Raw genomic sequence first — 18,352 nt, 5'->3', positions numbered from 1 at the left:
TGGTAAGCACCATGATGGAAGATTTGAAAGAAGAAGGTGGAATTGCTGGTACATCTCGCGTCATGAATGCTAATTTACCTAGGGGCGCTGTTCAACGTCAATGGGATTATCCTAATGGGTGGGCACCACACCAAATGTTAATATGGCGTGGACTTAAGAACTATGGGTTTAATACTGAGTTACAAGAGCTCGTATATCGTTGGTTGTTTATGATAACACGTAATGCCGTAGACTATAATGGTACCATTCCTGAAAAGTACGATGTCGTAGCAGCAACGCATAAGGTATTTGCTGAGTATGGTAATGTAGGGACTCAGTTTGAATATATGACTCAAGAGGGATTCGGTTGGATGAATGCTTCGTATCAATATGGGCTTACTTTGTTAGAATCTAAGTATAGAGACGCTTTAAATGAATTGAAGTCGCCAAATTCAATTTTTTAATCATTAAAATGAAATCACTTAAGCTCATTCTAACTAATAAGCGCTATTTCTCAATTGTTTGGGTATTTAGTTCTTTAAATATTATGATTGGGACTTGGGTATTATATATTCCTCAGGTTAAAGAAAAATTACAGTTAGATGACGCTCAAATAGGGTTTGCACTCTTTTGTTTAGCACTTGGTTTGTTATTTTTTATTCCTATTGTTCCAATAATTACCAATAAGGTTGGACTCGGAAGAAGTACATTCTTTGGGATTTGTATTTTTAGTATTGCCTTTATAGGGCCACTCATTGCTCCAAGTTATACTTTACTTTGCGTAGCTTTATTTATAGTAGGAGTTTTTTCAGGTTTAACAGACATTGCTATGAATACCGTTGTGTCTGAAATTGAACGTAAAGACAATGTAAATTTCATGTCGGCAGCTCATGGCTTTTTTAGTTTGGGTGGTGCAATAGGTGCATTAATAGGATCTATTTTAATAGGTGTTTTTAAGGTCCCATTTTATCATGTTTTAACCATGACAATATTTGTTATTGTCACCAATATTCTGTTATATAAGCAGTATTTCAAAATTGAAGAAGCGCAACAAGAATCAGAAGAAAACGTAAAACTTCCATTACGGAAATTGAAGCCATTATTTATTTTAGGCTTTTTAGCCATGGTTATCATGGGAAATGAAGGAGCGATAGAACATTGGAGTTCAATTTATTTAACCGAAGTTGTCAATGTCAATTCAGAAAGTTTAGCAGGTATTGGCTTTACCTTGTTTTCAATTATGATGACGGTTGGACGTTTCTTTGGTGACGGTATAAGTGCAAAAATAGGGTCTGCAAGAATTGTAATTTTGGGTTGTGTTTTAGCATCAGTTGGTTACCTTTTTGTACTTCTAGAAGGTCTTATTTCTAGCGTCATTGGATTCGGAATTATAGGCTTAGGTCTGTCAGTTATAATTCCAGAACTTTTAAGAATTGCAGGAACAGCAGAAAAAATATCCGCTTCGAAAAGCATTTCGTTCGTTTCTGGTGTAGGTTTTCTCGGATTTTTACTTGGACCAATAATTTTGGGTTATATTTCTGACAGTTTTAATCTTAAGATGAGTTTTGTCTTCTTATTATGTCTTACAAGCTCAGCTGTAATTGTATCGGCATTTAAATTAAAAAAATAGAGAGCTTTTCTAGGATTAACTACCAAAAGCTTATTTATGTTTACAAGGGATTTTCAGTTAAAACAATTAAAATCAACATCTGAGTTTGATATCGTTGTTATTGGTGGCGGGGCTAGTGGTCTTGGTATAGCTGTTGATGCCGCTTCTAGAGGGTTTAAAGTGGCATTGTTTGAATCTCATGATTTTGCAAAAGGCACTTCGAGCAGAAGTACAAAATTAGTGCATGGAGGCGTGCGTTATTTAGCTCAGGGAAATATAAAATTAGTTACAGAAGCACTAAGAGAACGAGGTCTTTTAGAAAAAAATGCAGGACATTTATTTAAAAGGCAACAATTCTTAATTCCGAGTTATCAATGGTGGCATAAATATTATTACGGTATAGGTTTAACGATCTATGACTTGTTATCAAAACGACTATCAATTGGTCGTTCAAAAGTAGTTTCAGCTAAATCTGCAAGTTCCAAAATATCGAATCTAAACCACCAAGGTCTTCATGGAGGTGTTATTTATTTTGATGGTCAATTCGATGACGCAAGACTTGCTCTAAATCTAGCGCAAACTGCTGCTGAATCTGAAGCAGTAATTCTTAATCATTGTAAAGTTGTAAATATGCTGCTCAATGAAGCGGGATTTATTAATGGTGTAGAGGTTGAAGATAGAGAGACTGGCGAACACTTAAAAGTAGCATCTAGGGTTGTTATTAATGCAACAGGTGTGTTTTCAAATAAAATTTTGAAGCTGGCGGGCCGAAAGAAAAAGGGACTTAAAATCGTACCAAGTCAAGGTATTCATCTCGTTTTAGATAAGCACTTTTTACAAGGGTCAACAGCTTTAATGGTTCCAAAAACAAGTGACGGTAGAGTTTTATTTGCTATTCCTTGGCATAATAAAATTGTAGTAGGTACAACAGATACACCAATTAAAAAACCAAGTTACGAGCCAAAACCTTTAGAAGAAGAGATAGATTTTATTTTGGATAATGCTTCTGAATATCTTACCAAAAAGCCAACGAGAGAAGATGTACTTTGTGTGTTTTCTGGGTTAAGACCGTTAGTTGCACCAGAAGGCGATAAGAGCAATACCAAGGAGATTTCTAGAGGACATAAAATCATTCAATCCGAAAGTGGATTGCTAACAATTGTTGGTGGAAAATGGACCACATACAGAGAAATGAGTGAGGATGTTGTCAACGAGGCTATTAATTTATATAGTCTTCCAAAAGTTGAAGCCAAAACTAAAACTCTTGAAATTCATGGAAATTTATCAGAAGATGCAAAAGCAAATGTAAATAGCGAACTTTGGTATTATGGAAGTGATGCTGCTGACTTAGAAACTTTTATAGCAACTGATAAAGCTTATAAAGAGGCAATTCATCCTGATTATAATTTTTCTAAGGGACAAGTTATTTGGGCAGCGAGACATGAAATGGCAAGAACGGTCGAAGATGTACTAGCTAGAAGAATGCGATTACTATTTCTCGATGCAAAAGCTGCAATACAAGCAGCAGACAATGTTGCAACAATTCTTCAAAGCGAGTTGGGTAGAACCGACAGCTGGAAACAAGATCAAATAAAAAGTTTTAAAGACCTAGCGTCGGTATATTTAATATAACAAATATGGCAAGAGATTATATTTTAGCTTTAGATCAAGGTACAACGTCAAGTAGATCAATTGTTTTTGATGCTTCTGGGAATAGGTTAAGTGTTGCTCAGCAAGATTTTGAACAAATATTTCCAAAGAATGGTTGGGTAGAACACAATCCAAGTGCAATATGGGAATCACAACTGTCTACAATTAACAAAGTTTTATCCTCAAAGGAAATTGATGTAAATGACATTGCTGCAATAGGAATAACCAATCAAAGGGAGACTACAATTGTTTGGAATAAACAAACTGGCGAACCTATTTATAATGCCATCGTATGGCAAGATCGAAGAACGGCGTCTTGGTGTGATGAGCTTAAGGCAAAAGGTTACGAAGAGCTCATACAAGAAAAAACTGGACTAATCATTGATGCGTATTTCTCGGCTTCAAAAATCAAGTGGATCTTGGATAATATTCCAGAGGCAAAAACATTAGCTAAAGATGATAAATTGTGTTTTGGTACAGTAGATACTTGGTTAATTTATAAGCTAACACAAGGAAAAGTTTATGTTACTGACGTTAGTAATGCCTCAAGAACAATGATTTTTAATATTCATAATCTGGAGTGGGACAAAGAGCTTTTGGAGCTTTTTGAAATACCTGAAAGCATGCTTCCAGAGGTAAAATCATCATCCGAAATATATGGTCAAACAAAACTGTTTGATTGTGATATTCCGATTGCTGGAATTGCTGGTGACCAGCAAGCCGCTTTATTTGGTCAACTTTGCACAAAAAAAGGTATGGTTAAAAACACCTATGGCACAGGATGCTTCCTACTCATGAATACAGGTAAGAAACCTGTAATGTCTCAGAACCAGCTTCTAACGACCATAGCTTGGCAAATAAATGGAAAAACACAATATGCCTTAGAGGGTAGTGTATTTGTTGGCGGAGCTGCGGTTCAGTGGTTAAGAGATGGTCTTGATCTTATTGATAATGCTAAAGATATAGAAGCTTTAGCCAATCAGGTTGAAGATAGTGATGGTTTAATTGTGGTACCTGCATTTACTGGATTAGGAGCACCATATTGGGATCCTTATGCTCGTGGAAGTATATTAGGAATATCTCGAGGCACCACAAAATCTCATATTGCACGAGCTACTTTAGAAGGAATTGCGCTTCAAGTTTACGATATTGTTAAAGCCATGGAGAACGATTCTAATATGCATTTAAAAGAGCTACGGGTAGATGGAGGTGCCTCTGCAAATGATTTATTGTTACAAATTCAGTCTGATATTTTTGAATGTAATGTTGTAAGACCTACTAATTTAGAAACAACAGCTTTAGGTGCTGCTTATCTTGCAGGTTTGGCAGTAGGGATTTACAAGAATAAAAGGGAAATTCGTAGGCAATGGCAAAAGGATAAAACGTTTTTACCAAACACAAATACGCAAAAGCAACTTCAATTAATATCACAATGGCATAAAGCTGTAAAAAGAAGCAAAAATTGGACAGTGGAATAGTTCATTCTTAACTTAATTTGTATATTTAAAATTCTTTATTTTATTAATTATTTCAACATGAAAAAGTATTTTAATCGCGGCATAATAGCAATAACAGTACTAAGTTTTATACTGTTTAACTGTGGTGGTAAGGAAGAGGAAAAAAAAGAAAATTCTTTGTACGACTACAAGACTGAAAAAGAAGTAAAAAAAGATGGCAAAACTGCTGTTTTAGGTATAGTAGGGGATGATAATATGCAATTTGACAAAAAAGAATTGCGGGTAAAAGCTGGTCAAAAAGTTAAGCTTACTTTAAAGCATAGCGGAAAAATGGATGTTAACATTATGGGACATAACATCGTTATTTTGAAAAAGGGCACCGATAAAGCTGCTTTTGCGGCAAAAGCGGCAACAGCAAAAGATAATGGTTATATTCCAGATGGTACAGATGAGGTAATTGCACATACAGAAATGATTGGTGGTGGACAGATAACAACGATCGAGTTTGATGCCCCAGACGTGGGTGAATATGATTTTATCTGTAGTTTCCCAGCGCACTTCGCACTGATGCAAGGAAAATTTATTGTAGAATAATTGCTAATCTAAATTTAGCAACAGAATATTTTTAAATTCTATTGGGTGGCTTTCGCTCTGAAAAGAGATAAAGCCACCTTTTACTTTATCCCCTTCTTTATCCAATAACGTATTGTATTCGCCACCAATTACTGGATTTGAATACGCTATTACTTCTTTGCCATTTACAAAATGCTTTATTAGAGAGTCATTATAAACTTCAACTTCTATGTCTATCCACTGCTCATCGTAAAACGTTTTAGAAGAAGAATTGATACAATGTGTGGTTTCAAATTTATTATTTAAAGTAACGTGGATGCCTGGAGTACACAGATTTGCTGTTGGTCTTTCAACTCCCTCATCAATACCACCTAGTAATTGAGTTTCAAGAGATACAGGAAAACTTTGATTTATTCCCATGCTTTGAGGAGATTGGCAATGCAACATTACACCGCTATTTTTAGTAGCCCAAGCCTGTCCGCCAGGAGCTTGAGAACCGATAAATCTGTATTGAAATTTCAAACGATAATTAGAAAACGAGTCTTTGTAAAATATATGACCATAATAATCTTTAAAGTTTGAGTAATTATCGTAGTTTACAACAATAGAATTATCCCTAACCCTAAATGTATTGAAAGCATTATCGCCTAGTTCAAATCCATTAATCTTTACATGCCAACCATCAAGATTTTTTCCATTAAACAGGGATATCCATTGTTCTTTTGGTTCGGCTTTTTGACAACTAAAAAGTACCAAAAGAATAAAAATAGTGAACAAATACTGCGACTTAATTCTTAGCATATTCTATGAGAGTGACCAAGCTTTTCCTCCTGTTAACTCTTGCAGATCACCACATGTGTATTGTGCAGGTATCGGGTCATATGGCATCACATTTTCACCTATCTGTTCATTTGTTCTGTAGGCATTTATGGTTAACCATTTTAGATTATTCAGAACTTCGTTTTTAGTCGGTTTAAGATAGTCTTTTGTACCGTTAATAACATTAGTATGATCTACCCACGGTTTTGGAGGATTGGCTTCTCGTTCTTCATCTATTTCTCCTTTAACTAGCATATATTTGTCAAGAATAGCTTTATAATCGTCCGATGTTTTTTTATCTAAATTTTCTGCACCACCTTTCAAATTATTAAGGATTTCAGCTAATGTTTCACGCATATGTTTTTGCTCTTGTTCATCTAAAACTTCAGCAACATATTTATCTATAAATTCAATAACATTGAGTTCTGAAGCAGAAGGTAAATCCTCTGTTTTTGGAATAATAATATCTACAATACTACTTACAAAGGTCGTTTCATCTGTGTTAAAGAATACAGGTTGCCATCCTTCCGGAGCAGAATTGCAGCTTTGTAACAAACTTATCAGTGATGGTGTTACAACTACAAATCCTGTTGCTAAACCTAAATTTTTAAGTGCTTCTCTTCTATTCATTATAATAAGGATTACGCATTGTTTTTATTAAATTCATTTACGGCATGATCTACAGCTCTGGCTGTAAAGGCCATGTAGCCTAATGATGGGTTATGACATGCAGCAGAGGTCATGAAAGATCCGTCTGTTACATAAACATTCGTGCACGCATGTACTTGGTTCCACTTATTTAAAACGGATGTATCTGGGTTGTGACCCATTCTGGCAGTACCCATTTCATGGATACCTAAGCCCATTGCAAAACGCTCTCTGTTGTCATAGCCAATCACATTTTTAAAGCCTGCTTTTTCAAGCATTTCAACGGCTTGGTTTTTCATGTCTTCTCGCATTGCAATCTCATTTTCACCAAAGGCAGCGTCAAAAGTCACTGTTGGTAATCCCCATTCATCCAACTTATCATAATCGAGATACAATCTGTTCTTATGGTCTGGTAATGCTTCACCAAATGCTAACAAATTCATTTGCCATTTGCCAGGTTTCAGTATTTCATTTTTTAATTCTGGACCATATTTTAGCTCAGCAATTTGCTCAGAAAAATCTCCTCTAGAGGCACCGCCTTGGTAACCGTAACCGCGCAGAAATTTATCGGTATTGGTTTTTCCACCAGTATTTCTAAATCTTGGAATATAAATACCATTAGCTCTACGTCCTTTCGTATATTTATCATCAAAACCTTCTGCATCTCCAACCGCTCCTACATGAAAATGATGATCCATTAAGTTATGACCTAATTCTCCACTATCATTACCTAAACCATTAGGGAATCGTTCGGATTTCGATTGTAACAAAATGGCTGTAGATGCAATAGCAGAGGCACATAAAAAGATAATTTTTGCTTTGTATTCAATTTTTTCTTTAGTCTCAGCATCAATGATTTTTACCCCAGTTGCCTGCTTAGTCGTGTCATCATAAATAACTTCGTAGGCAATAGAATTCGGTCTCAAAGTCATATTGCCAGTTGCCTCTGCCGCTGGTAATGTAGATGAATTACTACTAAAATAGGCACCATATGGACAACCGCGCATACATCTATTACGGTATTGACAAGTACTACGACCATCACCTGGTTTTGTACCTTCAGTAATATGAGCTGTACGACCTATGGTTAAAACACGACCGTCATCATAATTAGAAGCGATTTCTTCTTTTAGATGTTCCTCAACACAATTGAGATTCATAGGTTTGAGTAATTTCTGATCTGGGAAATGCTCTAAGCCTAAATTCTCACCACTAACTCCGATATAATCCTCTACATAATCGTACCATGGCTCAATATCCTTATAACGTACAGGCCAATCTACAGCAATACCTTCGTTCTTATTGGCTTCAAAATCCATATCGCTTAATCTGTAGCTTTGTCTTCCCCACATAAGTGAACGACCACCTACATGATAGCCACGCATCCAATCAAAACGACGTTCTTCGTTATAAGGATGTTTAAGATCATCTACAAAGAAATGCTGACGTGCTTCATGCGTTGTGTAGCCGGTTCTATTTTGTTTAAACTTTCTCCTTTGTGTTTCAGCGCTTGGTCTACCGCCATTTGGTAAATCCCAAGGATCTAGATTAGCAGTTGGGTAATCTTCCCTGTGTTTTACCATTCTACCACGTTCAAGAACAAGGGTTTTTAAGCCTTTCTCACATAGCTCCTTTGCAGCCCATCCACCAGAAATTCCAGTGCCTACAACTATGGCATCAAATTCTGTCGTATCTACTTTCATATTGCTCATAATAACTTAGTTAATCAGTATTGTGATAAAATTGATAATTAATTCTTAATAAAGTTGAGAAAAGTTTATTAATTATCAAATAAATTCTTTAAAAAAAGAAAATTACCTATTTTGCTCATTATAAATGTTTAAATTTTTTCAGTGAAAGTAAATATACAAGAAATTGAGCCATATGAAGCAGATGGTGTGGTTTATCATGCCGATACATGCTTGCCTTTAATTGATGCTTATCATAGAAAGAAAATTAAGTTTAAAGCATTAGCTAGGCATACCTATCCAGGGGATCGTTTAGATGACAATACTTTAGGATTAAATAGTATCGGATATTGGGATGCAAATGAACCACAAGATTGGGGTTTAGATTGGCATCGAAATGAAGGTATTGAATTTCATTTTTTAGAGTCTGGAACTATGCCTTACTCTCAAGAAAATAAGGAGGTTGTTTTAACTCCAAATCATCTAACAATAACAAGACCTTGGGAGGCACACAAAGTTGGTAATCCAAATATAGGAATGGGTAAGTTTTATTGGGTAATATTAGACTTAGGAGTTAGGCGTCCTCATCAAGATTGGGTTTGGCCATCGTGGATAACCCTCACAAAGGATGATTTAGGACAATTGACCACATTTTTAAGACAAAACGAACAGTCGATTTTAAAGACTGATCAACGGATGCGGGATTGTTTTAAACGAATTCAAGTCGCTGTAAATTCAGACGACAAAGGGAGCAATGCCTCTAGGATAAGGTTGTTAGTTAACTACGTGTTGATATTGATTTTAGACCTTCTTAAGACACAAAATATCGAACTCAACGAGTCCTTAATTGACAGTTCTAGAAGTGTGCAATATTTTTTGAAAGAACTGGATAAAAATCTATCTGAAGATTGGACTATTGAGCGCATGTCTAAAAGTGCTGGTGTTGGATTAACAAGATTTACGCATCATTGTAAACAATTGACAAATTTAACACCAATGCGATACCTTACTATGCGTCGTTTAGAAATGTCTAAAAAGATACTATTAGAGCATGAAAATTTAACCGTTAGTGATGTTGCATATTCGTGTGGTTTTACCACGAGTCAGTATTTTTCGACGGTTTTTAAAAAGCATGAAAAATGCTCTCCAAATGAATACAGAAAATTGAATACTATTGAGAAGTCTTTAACGGCATATCCAGAAATTTAATTTGTTTAAATTCTTTCACTGAATAAAAGTAAACAATAGTAGCCGTATTATTATTTACATTACATTTCAATAACTAACTATATTAATTTCATGAAACGATTATTAAGTATTCCAATTATTATTTTATTGCTTGTTGCTCAAAGCTGTAAAGACGATAAAAAAGAAGAAGTAACCCAAAAAGAAGTGTCCACCGAAATGAACAAACAACCATTTTTTAAGTTATCCTTAGCCCAATGGTCATTGAATAAAAATGTTAGATTTCAAGGAATGGATCCATTTGATTTTGCGAAAATTTCAGATTCACTTGGTTTTGATGGTTTAGAATATGTAAGCCAATTATACAAGCCGTTTTATGATGAGCATGGAGTAGATTCTTTAGTAGCAAAATTGGCAGAAGAAAGTAAAAAATACAACCAAAAGAATATTTTAATAATGGTTGATAATGAAGGTGATCTAGCCGATCCAGACGAAGCAAAACGTGATGAAGCAGTTGAGCTACACAAAAAATGGATAGACGCAGCTGCAGCTTTAGGCTGCCATTCAATCCGAGTGAACACATTTGGCACCAATGATCCAGAAATATGGCATGATGCTGTCGTGGACGGTTTAAAAAAATTATCGGCATACGCAGCAACAAAAAATATTAATGTATTGTGCGAAAACCACGGATGGTTATCATCTGATGCAGACAAATTAGTTGCAGCCTTAAAGGTTGTGAATATGGCTAATTGTGGAACGCTTCCAGATTTTGGAAATTGGTGTGTTAAGCGAAAAGATGGTGAGAAGTGGGGTGAATGTGAAGAAGAGTATTCAGATAAATATAAAGGGATTGAATTGTTAATGCCAATGGCAAAGGCAGTTAGTGCAAAGTCTTACGCTTTTGATGAAAATGGCAATGAAACTACCCTCGATTATCAAAGAATATTGCAAATTGTAAAAGATGCTGGATATACTGGTCATATCGGTGTTGAGTTTGAAGGGAGCTTGCCAGAGAAAGCAGGTATTTTAGCTACTAAAGAGCTGCTTTTAAAATCAGCAAAAGAATTAAAATAAAAATGTAGAAAGCATGAAATCATATGTAAAATTTCAGTTATCATTTATGATGTTCCTTGAATTTTTTATTTGGGGAGGCTGGTTTGTAACAATGGGAACCTATTTAGGAAATACACTTAATGCCTCAGGGGGCGACTTGGCCTTAGCTTATGGAACACAATCCTGGGGTGCTATAATTGCACCTTTTATAATAGGTTTAATTGCAGATCGCTTCTTTAATGCAGAACGAATACTCGGTGTGCTTCATTTGATAGGTGCTTTTTTAATGTATCAATTAAGCGTAGCGACAGATTTTTCAGTGTTTTTTCCATACGTTTTAGGGTATATGATCGCGTACATGCCAACCTTGGCATTGGTAAATTCGGTTGCCTTTAATCAAATGACTGATCCAACTAAGCAATTTTCATTAATTAGAGTTTGGGGTACTATAGGCTGGATAGTTGCAGGATTAGGCATATCCTATGTTTTTGCTTGGGATTCTGAGGCTGGTATTGCTGACGGAATGCTGAGGAATACCTTCTTAATGACAGCTGTAGCCTCGGCTGTTTTAGGGATATTTAGTTTTTCATTGCCGAAAACTCCTCCAAAGGGTAAGGGTGATAAGGTCACGGTAAGTGATATTTTAGGATTAGATGCACTTAAACTTCTAAAAAACAGAAATTTCCTGATGTTCTTTGTGTCCTCTATCTTAATATGTATTCCATTGGCTTTTTATTATCAACATGCTAATCAGTTTTTAACAGAAATAAATGTAGAAAATGCCACAGGAAAAATGACTATTGGACAGGTTTCTGAGGTGCTATTTATGTTGTTATTACCTTGGTTTTTTACAAAATTTGGATTCAAAAAAACGTTAATGGTTGGTATGATTGCCTGGGCACTGCGTTATTCGCTATTTGCTTTTGGTAATGCAGATGAAGGTGCCTTTATGTTAATTGTTGGTATTGCATTACATGGTATCTGCTATGATTTCTTTTTTGTGTCAGGACAAATTTATACAGATTCGAAGGCAGGTGAAAAAGTAAAAAGTGCAGCTCAAGGGCTAATAACATTAGCTACTTATGGATTAGGAATGTTAATAGGGTTTTGGATTGCAGGTCAAATAGTAGATAAAAACTTAATAAGTGAAGGAGTACATAGCTGGAAGGATATTTGGATTTTCCCAGCAATTTTTGCGGTGGTAGTTTTAGCACTATTTGCATTTTTATTTAAAAACGAAAAAGTAGAATATAAAGATTCATAATTTTTATGAGTAGTAAAATAAGACTTGGGATTTTAGGGGGTGGAGGAGACTCCCTAATTGGAGTATTACATCGTGTAGCCTCCTCAATGTTTGATAGATTTCAACTCGTAGGAGGATCTTTTAATCCTTCTATAGAGGAAAGTATAAAATTTGCAAACCAGATCGGAATTCCGACGGATCAAGTTTATAAGGATTTAGACACTCTAATAGAAAGAGAATTAGCGCTTCCTGAGGATAAGCGTATGGAAGTAGTATCTATCTTAACACCTAATTTTCTTCATTTTCCAATGGCCAAAAAGCTATTAGAAAATGGGTTTAATGTCATCTGTGAAAAGCCTATGACAACCACCTACGAAGAGGCGAAAATTCTTCACGAAATTCTTAAAAAAACAAATACGGTATTTGCTGTTACCTATACGTACACCGGTTATCCTATGGTAAGGCAAATGCGCCATATGATTGCCAATGGTGATATAGGCAACGTACAGAAGATTGATGCACAATATTATCAAGGATGGATAAATCCGATCATTCATGATAAAGACAAACGTAAAAATACATGGAGATTAGACCCTGAAAAATCTGGTATCAGTTGTTGCATTGGTGATATTGGCACGCATGCCTTTGACATGGTAGAATATATGTCTGGACTAAGAGTAAACTCAATTTTAGCAGATTTAAATTATCTCTATGAAGATAATCAGATGGATATTGACGGAACAGTTTTAATTCATTGTGATAATGATGTTAAAGGAGTGATAAGAGCAAGTCAAATTGCAACAGGTGAAGAAAATAATTTCACAGTTCAAATTTATGGTGATAAAGCTGGATTAAAGTGGGAACAGGAAAACCCTAATTACCTTTATTTATTAGAAGATGGTCATCCATTGAGAGTACTAAAACCAGGTCATGGTTATAATAGTGACTTATCTCTAGAAGGGACTAAATTACCACCAGGTCATCCTGAAGGAATCTTTGATTCAATGGGTAATATTTATAAAGGTGTTGCAAGAGCCATAAGAAATGAAAACTACGATCATGGAGAATTCCCAACGGTTATTGATGGTCTTAGAGGTATGGATTTTATTGAAAAGGCGGTGGAATCTCATAAAAAAGGAAATGTTTGGGTTGAAATTGATAAACAATAAATGACTATGAAGACGATAAAAGGACCTGCTATATTTTTAGCACAATTTATGGATGATAAGGCACCATTTAATTCTCTAGATGGTCTATGTCAATGGGCGAGTGATTTAGGATATAAAGGCATACAAATACCAACTGATATTAGTCTAATTGATTTAGAAAAGGCAGCTGAGAGTCAAACCTATTGTGATGAGTTTAAAGGAAAGATAAATGATTATGGTTTAGAAATAACTGAGTTATCAACCCACCTTCAAGGGCAATTGGTGGCAGTGCATCCAGCCTATGATGTAATGTTCGACAATTTTGCACCAGACAATTGCAAGGGTAATCCAAAAGCAAGAACAGAATGGGCAATTCAGCAGGTTAAATATGCCGCAACAGCGAGTCGAAGGTTAGGGCTAAAGGCGCATGCAACATTTTCGGGGTCATTACTTTGGCATACGATGCATCCTTGGCCTCAACGTCCAGATGGATTGGTTGAGATGGGTTTCGAAGAACTTGCTAAACGTTGGACACCAATTCTTAATCATTTCGATGAAGAAGGCGTAGATGTCTGTTACGAAGTGCATCCAGGCGAAGACATTCACGATGGTGTAACTTTTGAGCGATTTTTAGAGGCTACAAACAACCACAAGCGTGTAAATATACTTTATGACCCATCACATTTTGTATTACAACAATTAGACTATATAGAATATATAGACCATTACCATGAATTTATTAAAGCCTTTCATGTCAAGGATTCTGAATTCAATCCGACTGGTAAGAAAGGTGCCTTTGGTGGCTATGGTGACTGGAAAGATCGCGCAGGACGTTATCGCTCTCCTGGTGACGGTCAGGTTGACTTTAAAACCATTTTTACAAAGTTGACAGAATATGGTTGCGATGTTTGGGCAGTTATGGAGTGGGAATGTTGTATTAAGAGTCCAGAACAAGGTGCTCGAGAAGGTGCAAAGTTTATTTCAGATCATATCATTGAGGCCACTGAAAAACGTTTTGATGATTTTGCTGGAAGGGAAGTTGATCAGGCCCATTTAAGAAAAATATTAGGATTAAATTAAAGACTATGAAAATTAAAACAAATATGCTCCTGTTATCATTTGCATTAGTACTTATGAATTGTAAAAGTGAAAAAGAGACAGAGATGAAAGAAGAGAATAAAACAGAACAAGAATCTCCTGAAGTGAATGAAACGCAATGGAAAGTACTTTTTGATGGTACCTCGACTGATGCATTTAGAGGGTATAGGCAGGATAGTATTTATCCGCAATGGTCGATTGAGGATGGTAACTTAGCTTTTACACCTGGAGGTGAGGGTAATAAAGATATTATCTCGAAAGATCAGTTTACCAACTTCATTCTATCCTTAGAGTGGAAGGTTTCAGAAGGTGGGAATAGTGGTATTTTTTGGGGAGTTCATGAAGACGATAGCTATCCTGAAGCTTATATGACAGGTCCTGAAATACAAGTTCTCGATAATGAAAAACACCCAGACTCATTTGTAGCTGAAGGTACTCATAAAGCGGGATCATTATATGACATGATAGGATGTCCGCCAGAACATATTAATCCTGCTGGTGAATGGAATCTTTGTGTTATAGAAATTAATCAAGATGCCAATGAAGCTAAAGTATCAATGAATGGTACACAAGTGATGACTTTTCCACTACATGGTGAAGAATGGGATGAAATGATAGCCAATTCAAAGTTTACAGCATGGGAAGGATTTGGTAAATATCGGACGGGTCATATTGCCTTACAAGATCATGGAGACAAAGTTTGGTATAGAAATATTAAAGTAAAAGAACTAGATTAAATAGCGCCTTAGTTGTGCCTCCCATGGCAACAACTTTGAATTACATTTCCCGTCCTCTAAATTTGAAATCAATAATTCACTTTGGTTTAGATTTAGAGGATTGTTTTTTAATAGCTGTGTCTCATTACTGAAATTTAAAAGAATAATGTAACTACTTTGATCATCCCAGCGTTTGTAAATAAATAGACTATTGTCTTCTGGATACAGACATTCATAATCTCCATAGACCATAACTGGGTTTGCTTTTCTAAAGCGAATCATGTTCTTATAAAAACTTAAGATGGAATTAGGATCATGGGATTGCGCTTCAACATTAATCAATGTATGGTTAGGATTTACTTTGAGCCAAGGATTACCCGATGAAAATCCAGCATTTTTGGAATTATCCCATTGCACAGGAGTTCTAGCATTATCTCTACTTTGTCTATGTACTAATTTTAAATAGGCAGTCATATTTTCTCCTCGAGCTTTGGCTTCATTCCAACTGCCAAGTGTTTCAACATCGTTATAATCTTCAATTGAAGGATATGCAACATTAGTCATACCAATTTCATCACCTTGATAAATGTATGTTGTACCTCTCATGGTCAATAAGAGCATGGCAAGCAGTTTTGCAGATTCCTGATGATAATCTTTATCATTTCCAAATCGCGAAACCATTCGCGAAAAATCGTGATTACCTAAAAAAATACTTCCCCAGCCTCTGCCTTTTAGTTTTTCATCCCAATCTGTAAAAACCTGTTTAAACTTTGGCAATGCAACCTCTACAGGATCATACTTCCCACCAGGACCGTTGTCTATAAACATATGATCGAAATGGAAAATCATATTAAGTTCTTCTCTGCTTTCGTCAACATAATCTAAACCATTGCTAAGATCAATTCCAGGGCCTTCACCAACAGTCATAATATTATACTTAGAGAGGACCTTTTTATTTAGCTCATTAAGATATTCATGAATACGAGGACCGTTGGCATAATAATTTTTAATGGTTTTGCCATAATCGTCAGGAAAAGGACTGTCTGGGAAATCTAATTGCTTTGAGATTAAAGAAATGACATCCATTCTAAAGCCATCAACTCCTTTCTTGCACCAAAATTCAACAATGTCATGGATTTCTCGGCGAACCTTAGGGTTTTCCCAATTAAGATCTGGTTGCTTTTTGGTGAACAGGTGTAAGAAGTATTCGTTGGTTAATTCATCCTTTTTCCATGCTGATCCAGAAAAAAAAGACACCCAGTTATTTGGTGGATTATCATCTTCTGATGCTTTCCAGAAGTAATAGTCGCGGTATGGATTATCTTTAGATTTTCTAGATTCTTTAAACCATAAATGTTCGTCCGAACTGTGGTTAAGCACTAGGTCCATAACCAGTTTTAGTCCTCTGTCATGCATGCCTTTTAATAATGTATCAAAGGCTTCCGATCCGCCAAAATCCTCAGAAATAGCTCTATAATCTGAAATGTCATACCCATTATCATCATTGGGAGATTCGTAAACAGGACAAAGCCAAATAATATCTACACCAAGAGATTTAATGTAATCTAATTTTTCGACGATACCGTAAATATCACCAATACCATTTCCTGTGGTATCCTTATAAGATCGTGGATATATTTGATAAACAATACCTTCTTTCCACCAAGAGCGCTTCATAGATTAAAAACTATCAATTCAGATTAAAAAACAAAGTATGTTGCCAGAACTAAAACAGCTATGATTATACTTATTGTAATGGCATGTTTCCAAGGTGTGGTATCTATAATATCTGTTTCCTTAGGAATATATTCATCTACCTTAGGTCTCAGTTTACCAGCAACCAGCATAACGATAATATTAAACACAAAAAGAATACCCATAACGTGCAGATAATGTGGGTAAGCATTAGCTTTGATAACACTCAATTCCTTTATATTAGTTACACCATCAGCAATGGCTTGAGCTTCAGCAACTCCTCTAAAATGCGGTTCTAGCCCAATTAAACTAACTAAGTAAAGCAGTACACCAACAGTTAACACAAATTTTGCGCCAATAGCGGGTACCTTTTTAGTGTATACACCTATAAGAACAACCGCTAGAATTGGAACAGAAAGACTTCCTAAGGATTGTTGTATGTAACTAAACAAACCATCAGGAGCATTAGCAATAAATGGTGCAATAAGCATAGAAATAGCAGCCACAATTAGCCCAAAACGTTTACCTGCCTTTACTGTTTCTTTCTCCGTGGCTTCTTTATTGAAATATTGTTTGTAAAGATCAAACCCAAATAAAGTAGCACTACTGTTTAGAAGACTATTAAATGAGCTTAATACAGCACCAAATAGTACTGCGGCAAAGAATCCAATGAATGCTGTAGGTAGTACTTCTTTAACTAATGCTGGATAGGCTTGGTCTGCATTTTCGAGATTCCCATCAAAAATATGCCAAGCAATAATACCAGGTAACACAACAACAACTGGAATTACAAATTTGACAAACGCAGCCAATAACATTCCCTTTTGGCCTTCCTTTAAACTTTTAGCCGCAAATACACGTTGTAATATAGATTGATTAGTTCCCCAGTAATATATTTGGGCAAGCATCATTCCAGTAAAAAGTGTTCCAAATGGTATAGAAGAGTCAACTTCCCCTCGCATATCAAACTTATCAGGATTAGATTCCCAAAGAACGCTCAAACCCTCACCAATATTTCCGTCTCCAATCAATATTAATCCAAAAATTGGGATTAATAAACCTCCAATAAGTAAACCAATAGCATTAATTAAATCTGAAACTGCAACTGCTTTCAAGCCACCGAAAATAGCATATATGACACCTATAATTCCAATACTCCACACACAAATCCATATTACGGCATTCTGTGAAACCCCTAAAAGTTGAGGCAAATCAAACATGGTGCTAAATGCTAATGACCCTGAGTATAATATTGTTGGTAATAGCACTATAGCATAGGCTATTAAAAAGAGCAGTGATAAAAGGGCTTTGGTATTTTTATCAAAACGGGTTTCAATAAATTCAGGAATAGTTGTTATTCCAGACCCCAAGTATTTAGGTAGCAAAAACAGTGCGCCAAAAATTATAGCTATTGCAGCCAGCGTTTCCCATGCCATTACCATTAGACCTTCTTTAAAAGCAGATCCATTAAGACCAACAATTTGTTCGGCTGAAAGATTTGTAAGTAAAAGCGATCCTGCAATGGTTAAGGCACCAAGACTTCGGCCTGCTAAATAAAAACCATCCGCTGAGGTTTCATCTGTTTTTCTAGTGGCATACCAAGCAATAATTGCTACTAAAGCGGTAAAACCGATAAAGCTAATAATTGATAACATAAATTAGAAGTTAGTTAGTTTTACCAATATATGAAAATCCTATCAAGGGAAGCTTAATTTCTGATGATTGAATTGTATAATAGTGTTCGAAAACGTTTTCGAATAATTTGGCAATATGATTTAAATGTGTATA

Annotated in this window: 16 protein-coding genes; 11 read left to right on the top strand and 5 right to left on the bottom strand. The window is 35.7% G+C overall.

The window, feature by feature from the left end; genetic code table 11:
* From HRU49_RS00355 to azu, 5 genes are all read left to right on the top strand, one after another.
* Positions 1 to 443 (top strand): trehalase family glycosidase (locus tag HRU49_RS00355; RefSeq protein WP_296352976.1); only part of this gene is annotated, 443 nt, incomplete at its 5' end.
* A gap of 8 nt (positions 444 to 451) precedes the next feature.
* Entirely contained in the window at positions 452 to 1,609 is a 1,158-nt protein-coding gene (locus HRU49_RS00350) for an MFS transporter (RefSeq protein WP_296352974.1), read from the top strand.
* A 36-nt stretch (positions 1,610 to 1,645) separates the two neighbouring features.
* Complete coding sequence (locus tag HRU49_RS00345) at positions 1,646 to 3,220, top strand: glycerol-3-phosphate dehydrogenase/oxidase (RefSeq protein ID WP_296352972.1); 1,575 nt, start codon at positions 1,646 to 1,648, stop codon at positions 3,218 to 3,220.
* Positions 3,221 to 3,225: 5 nt separating this feature from the next.
* Positions 3,226 to 4,716: a glycerol kinase GlpK gene (gene glpK / locus HRU49_RS00340; protein WP_296352969.1), complete on the top strand. Its 1,491-nt coding sequence runs from the start codon at positions 3,226 to 3,228 to the stop codon at positions 4,714 to 4,716.
* 57 nt (positions 4,717 to 4,773) lie between these two features.
* Entirely contained in the window at positions 4,774 to 5,289 is a 516-nt protein-coding gene (gene azu / locus HRU49_RS00335; protein WP_296352967.1) for an azurin, read from the top strand.
* Positions 5,290 to 5,292: 3 nt separating this feature from the next.
* Here azu and HRU49_RS00330 read toward each other — a convergent pair whose 3' ends face one another.
* The 3 genes from HRU49_RS00330 to HRU49_RS00320 are packed head-to-tail and all read right to left on the bottom strand — an operon-like array spanning position 5,293 to position 8,447.
* A complete protein-coding gene (locus tag HRU49_RS00330; RefSeq protein ID WP_296352965.1) occupies positions 5,293 to 6,069 on the bottom strand; it encodes a DUF1080 domain-containing protein in 777 nt (258 codons plus the stop codon).
* Positions 6,070 to 6,072: 3 nt separating this feature from the next.
* A complete protein-coding gene (locus tag HRU49_RS00325) occupies positions 6,073 to 6,717 on the bottom strand; it encodes a gluconate 2-dehydrogenase subunit 3 family protein (RefSeq protein ID WP_296352963.1) in 645 nt (214 codons plus the stop codon).
* Between the two features lie 11 nt (positions 6,718 to 6,728).
* Positions 6,729 to 8,447 (bottom strand): GMC family oxidoreductase, encoded by a 1,719-nt coding sequence (locus HRU49_RS00320; protein ID WP_296352961.1) that lies wholly within the window; start codon positions 8,445 to 8,447, stop codon positions 6,729 to 6,731.
* Positions 8,448 to 8,588: 141 nt separating this feature from the next.
* On the opposite strand from HRU49_RS00320, the gene HRU49_RS00315 reads away from it, so the two are divergent.
* The 6 genes from HRU49_RS00315 (at position 8,589) to HRU49_RS00290 (ending at position 14,890) form a co-directional block, all read left to right on the top strand.
* Positions 8,589 to 9,632, top strand: coding sequence for an AraC family transcriptional regulator (locus HRU49_RS00315; RefSeq protein WP_296352959.1), 1,044 nt, complete (start codon positions 8,589 to 8,591; stop codon positions 9,630 to 9,632).
* Positions 9,633 to 9,722: 90 nt separating this feature from the next.
* A complete protein-coding gene (locus HRU49_RS00310; RefSeq protein WP_296352956.1) occupies positions 9,723 to 10,685 on the top strand; it encodes a sugar phosphate isomerase/epimerase family protein in 963 nt (320 codons plus the stop codon).
* 13 nt (positions 10,686 to 10,698) lie between these two features.
* Complete coding sequence (locus HRU49_RS00305; RefSeq protein WP_296352954.1) at positions 10,699 to 11,928, top strand: nucleoside permease; 1,230 nt, start codon at positions 10,699 to 10,701, stop codon at positions 11,926 to 11,928.
* A gap of 5 nt (positions 11,929 to 11,933) precedes the next feature.
* Complete coding sequence (locus HRU49_RS00300; RefSeq protein ID WP_296352952.1) at positions 11,934 to 13,076, top strand: Gfo/Idh/MocA family oxidoreductase; 1,143 nt, start codon at positions 11,934 to 11,936, stop codon at positions 13,074 to 13,076.
* Positions 13,077 to 13,082: 6 nt separating this feature from the next.
* Positions 13,083 to 14,135, top strand: coding sequence for a sugar phosphate isomerase/epimerase (locus HRU49_RS00295; protein WP_296352950.1), 1,053 nt, complete (start codon positions 13,083 to 13,085; stop codon positions 14,133 to 14,135).
* Positions 14,136 to 14,140: 5 nt separating this feature from the next.
* Positions 14,141 to 14,890, top strand: coding sequence for a DUF1080 domain-containing protein (locus HRU49_RS00290; protein WP_296352948.1), 750 nt, complete (start codon positions 14,141 to 14,143; stop codon positions 14,888 to 14,890).
* Here HRU49_RS00290 and HRU49_RS00285 read toward each other — a convergent pair.
* Together HRU49_RS00285 and HRU49_RS00280 are read right to left on the bottom strand one after the other, a co-directional pair.
* On the bottom strand, positions 14,882 to 16,546 hold the full coding sequence (locus HRU49_RS00285; protein ID WP_296352946.1) for an alpha-glucosidase: 1,665 nt from the start codon (positions 16,544 to 16,546) through the stop codon (positions 14,882 to 14,884). The genes HRU49_RS00290 and HRU49_RS00285 overlap by 9 nt on opposite strands.
* A 23-nt stretch (positions 16,547 to 16,569) precedes the next feature.
* Positions 16,570 to 18,219 (bottom strand): solute:sodium symporter family transporter, encoded by a 1,650-nt coding sequence (locus tag HRU49_RS00280; RefSeq protein WP_296352944.1) that lies wholly within the window; start codon positions 18,217 to 18,219, stop codon positions 16,570 to 16,572.
* Positions 18,220 to 18,352: the final 133 nt, after the last annotated feature.

This window comes from Winogradskyella sp., assembly GCF_013213975.1.
GTDB lineage: Bacteria > Bacteroidota > Bacteroidia > Flavobacteriales > Flavobacteriaceae > Winogradskyella.
Note: the sequence above shows the minus strand (reverse complement) of the source record. Positions and strands in the feature narration are given on the sequence as shown.